Annotated in this window: 11 protein-coding genes; 10 read left to right on the top strand and 1 reads right to left on the bottom strand. The window is 69.6% G+C overall.

Translation table 11 applies throughout. The features are described 5' to 3' along the window. Positions 1-257: 257 nt before the first annotated feature. Together FJ887_RS01975 and argG are read left to right on the top strand one after the other, a co-directional pair. Positions 258-1,811 (top strand): APC family permease, encoded by a 1,554-nt coding sequence (locus FJ887_RS01975; RefSeq protein ID WP_137825382.1) that lies wholly within the window; start codon positions 258-260, stop codon positions 1,809-1,811. 568 nt (positions 1,812-2,379) lie between these two features. After that, entirely contained in the window at positions 2,380-3,801 is a 1,422-nt protein-coding gene (gene argG, locus FJ887_RS01970) for an argininosuccinate synthase (RefSeq protein ID WP_137825383.1), read from the top strand. A 306-nt stretch (positions 3,802-4,107) separates the two neighbouring features. Here argG and FJ887_RS01965 read toward each other — a convergent pair whose 3' ends face one another. Further along, positions 4,108-4,803, bottom strand: coding sequence for an alpha/beta hydrolase (locus FJ887_RS01965; protein ID WP_137825384.1), 696 nt, complete (start codon positions 4,801-4,803; stop codon positions 4,108-4,110). Positions 4,804-5,064: 261 nt separating this feature from the next. On the opposite strand from FJ887_RS01965, the gene FJ887_RS01960 reads away from it, so the two are divergent. The 8 genes from FJ887_RS01960 to FJ887_RS01925 all read left to right on the top strand — a co-directional run bounded on the left by FJ887_RS01960 (position 5,065) and on the right by FJ887_RS01925 (position 14,340). Then, entirely contained in the window at positions 5,065-6,240 is a 1,176-nt protein-coding gene (locus FJ887_RS01960) for a Gfo/Idh/MocA family protein (protein WP_137825385.1), read from the top strand. Further along, complete coding sequence (locus tag FJ887_RS01955) at positions 6,237-7,229, top strand: sugar phosphate isomerase/epimerase family protein (RefSeq protein WP_137825386.1); 993 nt, start codon at positions 6,237-6,239, stop codon at positions 7,227-7,229. The genes FJ887_RS01960 and FJ887_RS01955 overlap by 4 nt, the downstream gene beginning before the upstream one ends. An 82-nt stretch (positions 7,230-7,311) precedes the next feature. Then, the gene (locus FJ887_RS01950) at positions 7,312-8,079 is read left to right on the top strand and encodes a GntR family transcriptional regulator (RefSeq protein WP_137825387.1); all 768 of its coding nucleotides are present in this window, start codon (positions 7,312-7,314) and stop codon (positions 8,077-8,079) included. Between the two features lie 308 nt (positions 8,080-8,387). Further along, a complete protein-coding gene (iolC, locus tag FJ887_RS01945) occupies positions 8,388-9,431 on the top strand; it encodes a 5-dehydro-2-deoxygluconokinase (RefSeq protein ID WP_140954833.1) in 1,044 nt (347 codons plus the stop codon). After that, positions 9,431-10,342: a class I fructose-bisphosphate aldolase gene (locus FJ887_RS01940; RefSeq protein WP_137825389.1), complete on the top strand. Its 912-nt coding sequence runs from the start codon at positions 9,431-9,433 to the stop codon at positions 10,340-10,342. Before iolC ends, FJ887_RS01940 begins: the two co-directional genes overlap by 1 nt. Then, positions 10,339-11,334: a 5-deoxy-glucuronate isomerase gene (gene iolB, locus FJ887_RS01935; RefSeq protein WP_137825390.1), complete on the top strand. Its 996-nt coding sequence runs from the start codon at positions 10,339-10,341 to the stop codon at positions 11,332-11,334. Before FJ887_RS01940 ends, iolB begins: the two co-directional genes overlap by 4 nt. A gap of 1 nt (position 11,335) precedes the next feature. Next, positions 11,336-13,306: a 3D-(3,5/4)-trihydroxycyclohexane-1,2-dione acylhydrolase (decyclizing) gene (locus FJ887_RS01930; RefSeq protein WP_171007029.1), complete on the top strand. Its 1,971-nt coding sequence runs from the start codon at positions 11,336-11,338 to the stop codon at positions 13,304-13,306. Between the two features lie 83 nt (positions 13,307-13,389). Next, entirely contained in the window at positions 13,390-14,340 is a 951-nt protein-coding gene (locus FJ887_RS01925; protein WP_137825391.1) for a sugar phosphate isomerase/epimerase family protein, read from the top strand. Position 14,341 lies beyond the last annotated feature (1 nt).

Genomic DNA, 14,341 nt, shown 5'->3' with positions numbered 1-14,341 from the left:
TCCCTCCAATGTACGACCGCCCGGACGGCTGAGCCTCCCGCACGCGGATGATCTCTCCCTCCGTCCCGCGACCGACCCGGCTCCCCGTCCCGCGACCGACCCATCTTCCGGCCCAGCGACGACAGGTCTCCCCACCCCGTGGGCGACACCTCTCCCCACCCCGTGGGCGACACGTCAGCCCGACAGGCTCGGCTTCGTCCCTGGTCAGCTACGATGAGCTGGTTGAATCACCGTCGATTCGTGCAAAGGTGCACCCCATGTCCGATAATCCCCAGCAATCCGCCCAACCCGGCCCTGCCGACGGCCCCGGCACCCCCGCCTCGGCGAGCCCCGGCAACCACCTCTCCGATGGCGACCATCTCTCCGTCCTCGGCTACAGCGACTCCTTCGACCGATCGATGAGCCTGTGGGCGAACTTCGCCCTCGGATTCACGTACCTCTCCCCGCTCGTCGGCGTCTACTCGCTGCTCGCCGTCGCCCTGGCCGCCGGCGGTCCGCCCTCGATCTGGTGGATCGTCATCGTCGCCGCCGGTCAGCTCCTCGTCGCCCTCGTCTTCGGCGAGGTCGTCTCCCAGTTCCCCATCGCCGGCGGCATCTACCCGTGGACGCGCCGGCTCTGGGGCAAGCGGTACGCGTGGATGGCCGCGTGGGTCTACATCTGCGCGATGATCGTGACGATCACCTCGGTGGCGGAGTTCGGGGCGGGCTTCGTCGCGAGCCTCTTCGGCCTCGAACTCACCCGCAACGTCACCCTCATCCTCGCGCTCGTCCTCCTCGTGCTGGCGCTGGCGATCAACTTCAGCGGCACGAAATGGCTCGCCCGCATCGCCCGCATCGGCCTCTTCGCCGAACTCATCGGCGTCATCGGGCTCGGGCTCTTCCTCCTCATCTTCGAGCGCAAGCACCCGTTCTCCGTGTTCTTCGACGCGATGGGAGTCGCCGGTGACGGCAGCTACCTCGCGGCCTTCATGGGTGCGGCCGTCGCCGGCCTCTTCCTCTTCTACGGCTTCGAAGCGTGCGCCGACGTCGCCGAGGAGGTCTCGGACCCCGCCCGCCGCATCCCCAAGGCGATGATCATGACGATCATCGTCGGGGCGGTCTCCGCGCTCTTCTCCTTCGGCGGCTACGTCCTCGCCGCCCCGAACCTCGACGCGATCGTCGCCGGCGAGGTCGCCGACCCGATCCCCTCGATCCTCGAGGGCAGCCTCGGCCCGGTCGGCGCGAAGCTCTTCCTCCTCATCGCGATCCTCGCGTTCATCTCCTGCGTGCTCAGCCTCCAGGCCGCCGCCTCGCGCCTCATCTTCAGCTTCGCCCGCGACGGGATGATGCCCGGCCACCGGTGGCTCTCGAAGGTCACCGAGGGCACGAAGGTCCCCCGCAACGCCCTCATCGTCGCCTGCACGGCACCGGCGCTCATCTGCGTGCTCATCTGGTTCAACGACGGCATCCTCGTCGCCGTCACGTCGTTCGCGATCCTCGGCATCTACCTCGCGTTCCAGATGGTCGTCCTCGCCTCCCTGCGGCAGCGGGCCAAGGGGTGGAAGCCGGCCGGGCCGTGGTCGCTGGGGGCGTGGGGCGCCATCGTCAACGTGCTCGCACTCGCGTACGGCATCTTCGCGATGATCCTCCTCGCGATGCCCGGCGATACCGGCGCGTTCTTCTCCGACTACATCGTCCTCATCGGGCTCGTCGTCGTCCTCGCCGCCGGGTTCCTCTACCTGTTCATCGCGCGACCGGATCGGAAGTCCGACGCCCCGCAGGACGATGCCATCGCCGTCGCCGAGGCGATCCGATCCCACCAGCGCCGCTGACCCTGCCGCGCCTCACCGGCCGGACGGGCGTCGCGCGCTGACCCGGCCGCGCCGCACCGGCCGGAAGGGCACCGCGCGCTGCCTCGACGGCGAAAAGTGCAGGTGCGCGCGAAACGCACTCCCGCGTGCGAGAAGTCTGGCGGTGCGGCGGCACTGCGGGCCAAAAGTGGAATTGCCCGACAACTAGGCGTCGGCAAAACCACTTTTCGCCGACACGTAGGGTGTGCCGCCCCGAGCCTCACCGGCCGGAAGGGTGCCGCGCGCTGCCTCGGTGGCGAGAAGTGCGGGTGCGTGCGAAACGCACTTCCGCGGGCGAGAAGTCGAACGGGCGGCGACATTGCGGGTCAAAAGTGAAAATGCCCGACAACTAGGCGTCGGCAAAACCACTTTTCGCCGACACGAGGGGTGTGTCGCCCTAGCAACGTCGTGCGGAACGGCAGGCCGCGGGCAACGGAACGGCGGGCCGCGGGCAGCGGAACGGCGGGCCACCTCGGCGCTGGCACATAAAAATACATAGCTCTGCATAACAATTCGACATGGGTGGCGTCGGAGAGATACAGTGATGACCATGTCGAAAGTTCTCTCAACTCTGCCCGTCGGCGAATACGTCGGCATCGCCTTCTCCGGTGGCCTGGACACCTCGTGCGCGGTCGCCTGGATGCGCGACAAGGGCGCGATCCCGTGCACGTACACCGCCGACATCGGCCAGTACGACGAGCCCGACCTCGACGGCGTGACCGCGCGGGCGAAGGAGTACGGGGCGGAGATCGCGCGCTTCGTCGACGCCAAGCGCCTCCTCGTCGAAGAGGGCTTCGTCGCCCTACAGTGCGGTGCGTTCAACGTCCGCTCGGGCGGGAAGACCTACTTCAACACGACGCCGCTGGGCCGGGCCGTGACCGGCACGATGCTCGTGCGCGCCATGAAGGAGGACGGCGTCGACATCTGGGGCGACGGCTCGACCTACAAGGGCAACGACATCGAGCGGTTCTACCGCTACGGCCTCATGGCCAACCCGAAGCTGCGCATCTACAAGCCGTGGCTCGACTCGACGTTCGTCGAGGAGCTCGGCGGGCGGCAGGAGATGAGCGAATGGCTCGTCGCCCACGGCTACCCGTACCGCGACTCCGCGGAGAAGGCGTACTCGACGGACGCGAACATCTGGGGCGCGACGCATGAGGCGAAGAGCCTCGAGTTCCTCGACGCCGGACTCGACATCGTCGAACCGATCATGGGCGTCGCCGCCTGGCGCGACGACGTCGAGGTTGAGACCGAAGAGGTCTCGGTCCGCTTCGAAGCCGGGCGGCCCGTGGCGATCAACGGCGAGGTCTTCGACGACCCCGTTGCCCTCGTCTACAAGGCCAACGAGATCGGCGGCCGGCACGGCCTCGGCGTCTCCGACCAGATCGAGAACCGGATCATCGAGGCGAAGTCGCGCGGCATCTACGAAGCCCCGGGCATGGCGCTGCTCCACATCACGTACGAGCGCCTGCTCAACGCGATCCACAACGAGGACACGATCGCCCTCTACCACGAGGAGGGGCGCCGCCTCGGCCGCCGGATGTACGAAGGCCGCTGGCTCGACCCGCAGTCGCTCATGCTCCGCGAATCCATGCAGCGGTGGGTCGCCTCGGCGATCACGGGCGAGGTCACCCTGCGCCTGCGCCGCGGTGACGACTACACGATCGTCAATACCGAGGGCCCCAACCTGTCCTACCACCCGGAGAAACTGTCGATGGAGCGCGTCGGCGACGCCGCGTTCGGCCCTGAGGACCGGATCGGGCAGATGACGATGCGCAACCTCGACATCGCCGACTCCCGTGCCCGCCTCGAGCAGTACGCGGCGATGGGCATCGTCTCCGGCCCGACCTCGGAGCTCGTCGGCTCTCTCGAGGCCGGTGGCGCCGAGGAGATCGCGAGCTCCCCGGTCGACGTCGATGCCGCGACCGACCGTTCAGGCCTCTCCGCCGCGTTCGACACCGGCACGGACTGAGCCCGCCCCGGACCGAGCCCGGCACGGAGTGCGCCCGCCCCAGACTGAGGTCACCCCGAACTGAGGTCACCGGGCGAGAGCGCCCGCACCGACACACCGACGCCCCCGCGGGGGATCCGACTCGACATCACGACGAATCTCGAGCCGGATCCCCCTCGGGGGCGTCGTGTCAGGCAGCACGTCGGGTCACGCGGCGATCCGAGCGGTGCGGACCGCTGACTGCGACCCCACCCGATCATCGGGCGACCGACACCAGCCGACCACCGGGCAGCCGATCACCGGGCGACTGCGGTGCCTGGGGCGGCCCTACGCCATCATCGTCGTCGCGGCCTCGTCGATGAGGTCGGCGACGGCCTTCGGCTGCGAGGCCAAAGAGGCGTGGCTGGCGTCGAGCTCGATCGTCTTCTGCGGCTGCATCCGCTCGGCCATTCGGCGCTCGTTGTCCGGGGCGATCATCCGGTCCTGCGTCGAGACCTGGTACCACGTCGGCTTCGCCTTCCACGCCGGGGCCGTGATCATGTCCTCAAACGTCGATCCCAGCGGCGCCTTCTGCGTCACCGCCATGACGAGGGCCTGCTCGTCGCCGAGGTCCTGGCAGAAGCTCTCGTGGTACTTGTCCTGCGCGATCCAGAGGTAGCCGTCGGAGTCGGGGGCGATGCTCGCAGCACCCTCGGGCGGCATCTCCTGGGTGATCCCACCGGGGCTCTCCCCGGCATCGGGGGCGAATGCGGCGATGTAGACGAGGCCGAGGACGTTGGACTGGTCGCCCATCTCGGTGATGACGGCACCGCCGTAGGAGTGGCCGACGAGGATGACCGGGCCGTCGATCTGGGCGACCATCTTCCGCGTGCGCTCGGCATCATCGCCGAGCGAGGTGAGGGGGTTCTCGACCGCGTGGAGATCGGTGTAGCCCCGCTTGCTCAGCTCGACGATGACATCGGCCCAGTGGGCGGCACCTCCCCAGAATCCATGGACCAGGACGACAGCAGGCTTCTCTGACATGTGTACTCCTCGGTTCGTGAAAGACGCCTCTGACCAGCGTCTTCCCACCATTGATGGGACGTGCCGGGCCGACGGCCCATTGCGAGAATACAACGGGACTTGACGCTGTTACCGGGGAGTCTCCTGGGAACCCGGGACCCGATCGCGTCTCAATCGGCCGTCAATCAATTGTCTGGACAAATTGATCTCATGAAACTCTTTTGACCGGACAAATATCTCGCTAGGGTGGAGATGTCCACCTCGGTCTTCGAAGGAGAAGTCATGGTCAACCCACTCGGCGTCGCCGTCATCGGCGCAGGCATGGCTGGTCGCGCCCACGCCGCCGCCTGGCGCGCAGCCCCCAGCGAAACCACTCCCCCGGTCCGGCTCGTCTCCGTGTGCGACATGGTCCCGGAGGTCGCCGAGGCGGCCGCCGCCCACTTCGGCTACGAGCGCTATGACACCGACTGGCGCACCATCGTCGACGCCGATGACATCGACATCGTCAGCGTCGTCGTCGCGAACTCCCTCCACCGTGAGCTCGTCGAGGCTCTGCTCGCCGCCGGCAAGAACGTCCTGTGCGAGAAGCCGCTGACCGACACCATTCCCGACGCCGAGGCGATGGTCGCCGCCGCTGAGGCCGCACCGACGATCGCGCGCCTCGGCTTCACCTTCCGCCGCGCGCCCGGGATCGCCGCGATCGCCGACCTCGTCGCCGACGGCACCCTCGGCCCCGTCCACCACATCGACGCCCACTACTGGACCGACTACGCGTGCTCACCGCTGGCCCCGATGAGCTGGCGCTACACCGGCGACATGGGCACCGGGGCACTCGCCGACCTCGGCAGCCACCTCACCGACACCGTCGAATTCATCGCCGGCCCGATCCTCGCGGTCTCCGGCGGCCGGTTCCACACCGCGATCACCGAACGCCCGCTGCCGCTCGGTCACGTCATCGGCCATGACCACGTCGAGGTCAGCGATGAGTACGAGCCGGTGACGAACGACGACTACGCCGGATTCGGCGTCGAGTTCCCCACCGGGTCGGGCACGATCCAGGTCTCGCGCATCTCGGCCGGCCACCCGAACACGCTGGCCGTCGAGGTCTTCTGCGAGAACGGCTCGGCCCGCTTCGACATGCGCTCACCCGGCTCGATCGACCTCGGCACGACGAGCGGCGACCCGCTGCGCGACGGACTGACGACGGTCCAGCTCGGCCCGGCCCACCCCTACATCGCCGACGGCCTGCCGATGGCGGCGCCCGGCATCGGCATCGGCCAGAACGACGGCTTCGTCTTCCAGGCCCGCTCCTTCCTCCAGGAGGTCGGCGGACGACCCGCCGCCGACTCCCTCCCCCGCTGCGCGACCTTCGCCGAGGGCCTCCACGCCCTGGCCGTGCGCGACGCCGTCATCGCCTCCGCGGCACACGCGGGCGCCCGCGAGGAGGTGCCGACGTGAAGTTCGGCGTCTACACCGCGATCCTCCACGATCGTCCGCTGCCCGAGGCGCTCGCCGTCATCCGCGACCTCGGGCTCGACGCCGCGGAGATCAACGTCGGCGGCTTCCTCCCACCCGTCCACATGCCGACGATCGATGAGATACTGACCTCCGACACCGCCCGCGACGACTACCTCGGCATCTTCGCCGAGGCGGGAGTCGAGCTCGCGGGCCTCAACGCCAACGGCAATCCCCTCCACCCGGATCCCCACATCGGCCCGCCGACCCTTGCCGACATCGACCGCGCCATCCGCGTCGCGCACCGGCTCGGCCAGACCCGTGTCGTGACGATGTCCGGTCTTCCCGGTGCCGGCGCCGAGGCGGCCGTCCCCACCTGGATCGTCAATCCCTGGGAGTCCTCCCTCCTCGACATCCTCGACGACCAGTGGGCCCGCGCGGTCCCGGTGTGGCGCGACCTCGACCGCCTCGCCGCCGACCACGGGGTGAGGATCGCCATCGAGATGCACCCGCACAACCTCGTCTTCAATCCCGCGACCCTCGAACGCCTCATCGATGCTGCGGACGCGGAGAGCATCGGCGCGGAGATGGACCCCTCCCACCTCTTCTGGCAGGGCATCGATCCGCTCGCCGCGATCGACCACCTCGGCGACCGGGTCGTCCATGCCGCGGCCAAGGACGTACGGATCAATCCGGCCGCCGCGATCCACGGCGTCCTTGACGACCGCCACACCCGCTTCAGCGGCGACCGGATCACCCGGATCCGCGGGGATGCGACGATCAGCAGGTGGCCCGCGGAGTCCGCGTGGGACTTCGTCGCGCTCGGCCGCGGCCACGACCAGGCGTTCTGGGATCGGTTCGTCGCGGCCCTCCACGCCGTCGATCCGGACATGGCCGTGCACATCGAACACGAGGACGAGGACCTCGGCCGGATCGAAGGACTCGACACCGCCGCCGAGGTGCTGCTGACCGCCCGCGATCACGTGCAGTGAGTGCGCCGGAGGGTCAGGTGCGCCGAGGCGGTCGAGTGGGCGTCTGCGCCCGGTAAGCTCGGGGAGAGAGCAAGGAGAGAACATGGCGCGTGCACCCGAGATCGAACTCACCGAGGAGTTCTTCGGTCCTCTCGACCGTGCGAGCGGTGCGACGCCTCTCTACGTCCAGATCGCCCGTCGGCTCGAAGCCGCGATCGCCGCCGGCGATCTCGCCGCCGGCACGCGGCTGGAGAACGAGGTGTCGATGGCCAAGCGCCTCGGCTTGTCCCGGCCGACGATCCGCCAGGCGATCCAGGACCTCGTCGACAAGGGGATGCTCGTGCGCCGCCGCGGCGTCGGCACACAGGTCCTTCAGCGGCCTGTCGCCCGCGCCGTCGATCTCACGAGCCTCAACGAGGACCTCGAGAAGTCGGGCAACAAGCCGGCGACGACGGTGCTCTCCCACCAGGTCATGGCCGCCGACCGCGACACCGCCGACCACCTCGGCGTCGCCGAGGGAGCACCGACGCTGCATCTGCGCCGGCTGCGGCTCATCGGGGCGACTCCGCTCGCCCTCCTCCACAACATCCTGCCGGAGCCGTTCGCCGACATCACGGCGGGCGAACTCGTCACCACCGGGCTCTATGAGACGCTGCGGGCACGCGGGGTCGTCTTCTCCGTCGCCCACCAGCGCATCGGCGCGCGTGCCGCCGCCCCCGACGAAGCCGATCTCCTCGACACCCCCGCCGAGGCGCCGCTGCTGACGATGCAGCGGACCGCGCTCGACAACTCCGGGGCGATCATCGAATGGGGAGACCACTGCTACCGGCCCGACCTCTACTCGTTCGAGACGACGCTCGTCGCCCGGTGACCCGGCCTGCGCAGCTGTCGTCGGTGCGACTCCCCCGGCAACTGCACCGGAGCGCTGGCCCCGTCTCCGCCACGGCGATCTGCCCCGGCGCGATGTGCCACGCCGCCACCCTCGTCGTGGCCGACGGACGTCCATCCCCTGGTCAGCGTCGCCGAGGAGATCCGCGAGAGAAAAAGGGGTGACGCAGACCTCCAAGAGTGATATTGTCATGACAAATAGTTTGTCCTGACAAAGATTGAGCATCCGCTCGGACTGCGTCAGACCACGGACTCACGGCAACGCCGCCGCACGGAAGGAACGGAAAGTCCATGCCCCAGGCACCCTCCTCGGAGCCGCAGACCACCACCGGCTCAACCGCGCCCTTCGACCTTGTCAGCATGGGCCGGATCGGCGTCGACATCTACCCTCTCCAGGACGGTGTCGGCCTCGCCGAGGTCGCGACCTTCGGCAAATACCTCGGCGGTTCGGCCTCGAACGTCGCCGTCGCCGCGGCCCGGTACGGACTCGACTCGGCCGTCATCACCGCGACCGGCGACGACCCCTTCGGGCGCTACCTCAAGGCCGAGCTCGCCCGCCTCGGCGTCGACAAGCGCTTCGTCGGCACCGATGCCGAGCACAACACTCCGGTGACGTTCTGCGAGATCTTCCCGCCCGATGACTTCCCGCTCTACTTCTACCGCGATCCGATCGCCCCCGACCTCACGATCACCGAGGCCGACCTCGACCTCGCGGCGATCGCGCAGGCACGGATCTTCTGGGCCACCGTCACCGGGCTCAGCCGCGAACCGAGCCGGACGGCCCACCACGCCGCGTGGCAGGCGCGGAACCGGGCCGAGCACACGATCCTCGACCTCGACTACCGCCCGATGTTCTGGTCCGATCCGGCCACCGCCACCGCCGAGGTGGGCCGTGCCCTCGAGCACGTCACCGTGGCCGTGGGCAACCGCGAGGAGTGCGAGATCGCCGTTGGCGAGACCGATCCCGACCGCGCCGCCGACGCCCTGCTCGCACGCGGCATCGAACTCGCGATCGTCAAGCAGGGCCCCAAGGGGGTGCTCGCGAAGACCGCGACCGAGCGCGTCGAAGTCCCGCCCTACCCCGTCGACGTCGTCAACGGCCTCGGCGCCGGGGACGGATTCGGCGGTGCGCTGTGCTTCGGGCTGCTCGCCGGGTGGGAACTCGACTACCTCCTGCGCTTCGCCAACGTCGCCGGAGCCATCGTCGCGACCCGCCGCGAATGCTCGACCGCGATGCCCACGACCATCGAGGTCACCGAGGTCATCGGAACACCCCCGACCGCCTCGGCGAATGACACCACAACCCCCGTCGCCGCGACATCGAAGGACCGCTGATGCCGACCTCCACCCTCTCCCCCGCCGCGCTCGCCCGCCTCCGCGATGCCCGCTTCGACGATCCGGGCGCGATCTCCGCCGCTTGGTCGGCCCGGACGCGGCGTCCGATCGGCGGCAGCGACTCCCGCCTCTTCATCGTCGCCGCCGACCATCCCGCCCGCGGGGCGAACAAGGTCGGCGACGATCCGCTCGCTATGGCCGACCGCGCGGACCTCCTCGAGCGGCTCGCGACGGCACTGGCCCGCCCCGGCGTCGACGGCGTCCTCGCCACCCCCGACATCCTCGATGACCTCGCGTTCCTCGGCTGCCTCGAGAACCGGCTCGCCGTCGGGTCGATGAACCGCGGTGGGCTCGCCGGCTCCGGCTTCGAGATCGACGACCGCTTCACCGGCCACACCGCCGCCGGCATGGCCCGCGACGGCATCGATCTCGCGAAGACGCTGCTGCGCATCAGCCTCGGCGACCCGGCGACCGCCTCGGCGCTCGAGGCCAACGCCCGCGCCATCAACGCGTGCGCGGAGCACGACATCCCCGTGATGCTCGAGCCCTTCCTCAGCGAATGGGTCGACGGGAAGGTCCGCAACCTCCTCACCCCCGAAGCCGTCATCACCTCGATCGGCATCGCCCAGGGACTCGGCACCACCTCGGCGCACACCTGGCTGAAGATCCCCGTCGTCGACGACATGGAACGCGTCCTCGCCGCGACGACCCTGCCGACCCTCCTCCTCGGCGGCGAGCGCTCGACCGACCCGGAGGCGACGTTCCGCCGCTGGGAGGCAGCGCTCGCACTGCCCGGAGTGCGCGGCCTCGTCATCGGCCGCTCGATCGTCTACCCCGCCGACGGCGACGTCGCCGGGGCCGTCGACCGCGCCGCCGCACTCGTCCACGGATCCGAGAGGGCCACAGCATGACCAACGAATGGTTCCACCCCCGCGGAACACTCACCCGTGACGGCTTCGAATCCGTCGTCGACGCGACGCTCGAGGGCTGGGCGCACACGGGGCTGAAGATCGCCGACCTCGGCGGTCCCGTTCCCACGGAGAACGCCGACAGCGGGGAGACCGCTGGAAGCGACGGGCCCACTGCCGGCGGGGACCGCGCTGACAAGGTCGACTTGCCCGCCGAGGCGGTCGAACGCGTCATCGTTCCGCTGAGCGGGGAGGCGTTCACCGTCGACTACACGCTGACCGACGGCACGACCGGAGAGCAGACCCTGACCGGCCGGCCCTCGGTGTTCCAGGGTCCCGCCGACTGTCTCTATCTGCCCACGGGCACCTCGGCGAGCCTGCACGGGGTCGGTCGCCTCGCGGTCTGCGAGGCCCCGACGACGGAGACCCGCCCGGTCCAGTTCCTCTCCGCCGCCGAGGTCCCCGTCGAACTCCGCGGTGCGGGCCGCTCGAGCCGCCAGGTCCACAACTTCGCGACCCCCGCGGGGCTCGACTGCGTGAAGATCATCGCGTGCGAGGTCATCACGCCCGCGGAGAACTGGTCGTCCTTCCCGCCCCACAAGCACGACGAGGCGATCGCCGGGGAGGAGTCCCGCCTCGAGGAGATCTACTACTTCGAGACGGCCGTCTCCCGCGGTGTCGACGCGCCCGCAACCGCCGATCCGTTCGCCCTCTTCACGACGTATTCGTCACCGGCCGGGGAGATCGAGACCTCGGCGATCGTGCGCACCGGCGACGTCGCCCTCGTCCCTTTCGGCTATCACGGACCGCTCGCGGCCGCCCCCGGATACGACAACTACTACCTCAACGTCATGGCCGGCCCCGACCCCGAACGCGTGTGGCTCATCACCGACGATCCGGCGCACGGCTGGGTGCGGGAGCAGTGGGAGGGCCAGGAGTTCGACAACCGGCTGCCCTATGGGCGTGAGACTGCAGATGCGACGGAGGAGAACTGAGATGGCCACGACGATGACGGTCGCCCAAGCGCTGATGACCTTCCTCTCCCGCCAGTACACCGTCGACGGGGACATCCGGCAGCGGACGATCGCGGGCACCTTCGGGATCTTCGGCCACGGCAACGTCGCCGGCATCGGGCAGGCGCTGCGCCAGCTCGCCCACGACGAACCCGGGGCGATGCCCTACCACCAGGCCCGCAACGAACAGGCGATGGTCCACGAGTCCGTCGGCTTCGCGCGGATGAATCGGCGCCGGTCGACCTTCGCCTCGGCGGCCTCGGTCGGACCGGGGGCCGCGAACATGCTCACGGGTGCGGCCCTGGCGACCGCGAACCGGATGCCCGCACTCCTCCTGCCCTCCGACACGTTCGCCACGCGGGTGGCCGATCCCGTGCTCCAGCAGCTCGAACACCCCCACGACACATCACTGCAGGTCACCGACGCGTTCCGGCCGCTGTCGCGGTTCTTCGACCGGGTCGACCGGCCCGAGCAGCTCTTCTCGATCGCGCTGGCCGCGATGCGCGTGCTCACCGACCCGGCGGAGACCGGTGCGGTGACGATCGCCCTGCCCGAGGACGTCCAGGCCGAGACCCTCGAGGTCCCCGAGGAGTTCCTCGCCGAACGCGACTGGCATCTGCGCCGGCCGCTGCCGGAGTGGGGGCCGCTCACCCGCGCGGTCGCGGCGATCGAGGAGGCGAGGACCCCACTCATCATCGCCGGCGGCGGCGTCCTCTACTCCGGCGCCGAGGACGAGCTGCGCACCTTCGCCGAGGCAACGGGCATCCCCGTGGCCACGACGCAGGCCGGCGGTGGGGTGCTCGACTGGAACCATCCGCTCAATCTCGGCGGGATCGGGGCGACGGGATCGACGGCCGCTAATCGGATCGCCGCCGAGGCCGACGTCGTCATCGGCATCGGCACCCGCTACAGCGACTTCACGACGGCCAGCCGCACGGTGTTCGGCCACCCCGACGTCCGCTTCGTCAACCTCAACGTCGCCGGCTTCGACGCGTTCAAGCACGGCAGCCGCTTCCCCATCGTCGCCGATGCCAGGGAGGGCATCCGCGGTCTGCGCGAGCACCTCGGCGATCATCGGGTGAGCACGGAGCTGCGCCGTCGGATCGAGACCGAACGCGATGTGTGGACGGCGACGGTCGACGCCGCAGTGGCACCGACGCAGGCCGCACTGCCGGGCCAGGCGGAGATCATCGGCGCGGTGAATCGCGCCGCCGGCCCCCGCGACGTCGTCATCCAGGCCGCCGGCTCCCTGCCCGGTGACCTGCAGAAACTCTGGCGCACCCGCGATCCGCTCGGCTACCACGTCGAATACGCGTTCTCGTGTATGGGCTACGAGATCGCCGGCGGGCTCGGGGTGCGGCGCGCGATCGACGCCGCCGATGCGCTCATCGCCGCGACAGGCGACGACGACAGCGCGGTCCCACCCGACGGCAGCGTCGTCGAGGCCGCGGACCGCAACGCGATCGTCATGGTCGGCGACGGCTCCTACCTCATGCTCCACACCGAACTCGTCACCGCCGTCGCCGAGGGCCTCAAGCTCATCGTCGTCCTCGTCCAGAACCACGGCTACGCCTCGATCGGGCACCTCTCCGAGACCGTGGGCGCGCCCCGGTTCGGGACGTGGTACCGGAAGTACGACGCCGAGGCGACCGACTTCCGCACCGACGAGGTCCTCCCCGTCGATCTCGCCGCCAACGCCCGGTCCTACGGGATCGACGTCGTCGAGATCGCGCCGGGCCCGGACGCGAGCACCCGACTCGCCGAGGCGGTCGCCGCCGCCCGTGAGGCACCGACCTCGACGCTCATCCACATCGACTCCGACCCGCTCGTCTACGCCCCCGACGGTGAGGGCTGGTGGGACGTCCCCGTCGCCGAGACCTCGACGATGTCGGACACGCAGGCCGCACGCGAGGAGTACGAGATCGCCGTGAAGAAGCAGAGGCCGCTGCTGTGACCGCGACCACCGCTGCGGCAAACCCCGCTGCGACGATGAGCACGCCGACCACCGACCCGACCCGCACCCGAAGGACCACTGACATGACCACGACGACGCAGTCACCCGCCGATTCCTCGCCCCGCGCCCAGACCCTGCGCATCGGCACGGCCCCGGACTCGTGGGGCGTGTGGTTCCCCGACCATCCCGGCCAGGTGCCGTGGCAGCGCTTCCTCGACGAGGTCGCCGCGGCCGGCTACACGTGGATCGAGCTCGGACCCTACGGCTACCTCCCCACCGACCCCGGCCGACTGGGCGAGGAACTCGACTCCCGCGGACTCAAGCTCTCCGGCGGCACCGTCTTCACCGGCTTCCACAAGACCGACGACCAGTGGGGTCGCGCGTGGGCGCAGGTCGAGAAGATCGCGGCGCTGACGCAGGAGCTCGGCGGCGAGCACATCGTCGTCATCCCCGACCTGTGGCGCTCCGACGCCACGAGCGAAGTCCTCGAACCGCGCACCCTCGACACCGAGGGCTGGACGCGTCTGGCGGCCGGCCATGACCGCCTCGGGAAGGCTCTGGAGGAGGAGTTCGGCCTCCACCAGCAGTTCCATTCCCATGCCGACTCCCACGTCGGCACCCATTCGGAGGTCGAGCGGTTCCTCGAACTCACCGATGAGGCGTACACGAACCTCTGCCTCGACACCGGGCACTTCTCCTACTACGGCGGGGACAACCTCAAGCTCATCGCCGACCATCCCTCGCGGATCGGCTACCTCCACCTCAAACAGGTCGACCCGGTGAAGATCTTCGATGTCCTCAAGTCCGACACCCCGTTCGCCGAGGCGGTCGCCGACGGGATCATGGTCGAACCGAACCAGGGCATCCCTCCGCTCGATCCGATCATCGAGGCGATCGCCGGGCTGGCTCCGGACACCTTCGCGATCGTCGAACAGGACATGTTCGGATGCAGCGTCGACGCCCCGTTCCCGATCGCCGAGCGCACGCTCTCGACGATCCTCACCTCCACCCCGGCCGCGGTCACCGACCGCTGAG

The sequence above is a fragment of the Brevibacterium sp. XM4083 genome, from assembly GCF_006489205.2.
Lineage (GTDB): Bacteria > Actinomycetota > Actinomycetes > Actinomycetales > Brevibacteriaceae > Brevibacterium.
The sequence above is the reverse complement of the archived record's forward strand: the minus strand, read 5'-3'. Positions and strand labels throughout refer to the sequence as shown.

Excerpts from the sequence above, each read along its gene's own strand:
- FJ887_RS01975 (WP_137825382.1), top strand. The coding sequence starts at position 258 with ATGTCCGATAATCCCCAGCAATCCGCCCAACCCGGCCCTGCCGACGGC.
- argG (WP_137825383.1), top strand. The coding sequence starts at position 2,380 with ATGTCGAAAGTTCTCTCAACTCTGCCCGTCGGCGAATACGTCGGCATC.
- FJ887_RS01965 (WP_137825384.1), bottom strand. The coding sequence starts at position 4,803 with ATGTCAGAGAAGCCTGCTGTCGTCCTGGTCCATGGATTCTGGGGAGGT.
- FJ887_RS01960 (WP_137825385.1), top strand. The coding sequence starts at position 5,065 with ATGGTCAACCCACTCGGCGTCGCCGTCATCGGCGCAGGCATGGCTGGT.
- FJ887_RS01950 (WP_137825387.1), top strand. The coding sequence starts at position 7,312 with ATGGCGCGTGCACCCGAGATCGAACTCACCGAGGAGTTCTTCGGTCCT.
- iolC (WP_140954833.1), top strand. The coding sequence starts at position 8,388 with ATGCCCCAGGCACCCTCCTCGGAGCCGCAGACCACCACCGGCTCAACC.
- FJ887_RS01940 (WP_137825389.1), top strand. The coding sequence starts at position 9,431 with ATGCCGACCTCCACCCTCTCCCCCGCCGCGCTCGCCCGCCTCCGCGAT.
- iolB (WP_137825390.1), top strand. The coding sequence starts at position 10,339 with ATGACCAACGAATGGTTCCACCCCCGCGGAACACTCACCCGTGACGGC.
- FJ887_RS01930 (WP_171007029.1), top strand. The coding sequence starts at position 11,336 with ATGGCCACGACGATGACGGTCGCCCAAGCGCTGATGACCTTCCTCTCC.
- FJ887_RS01925 (WP_137825391.1), top strand. The coding sequence starts at position 13,390 with ATGACCACGACGACGCAGTCACCCGCCGATTCCTCGCCCCGCGCCCAG.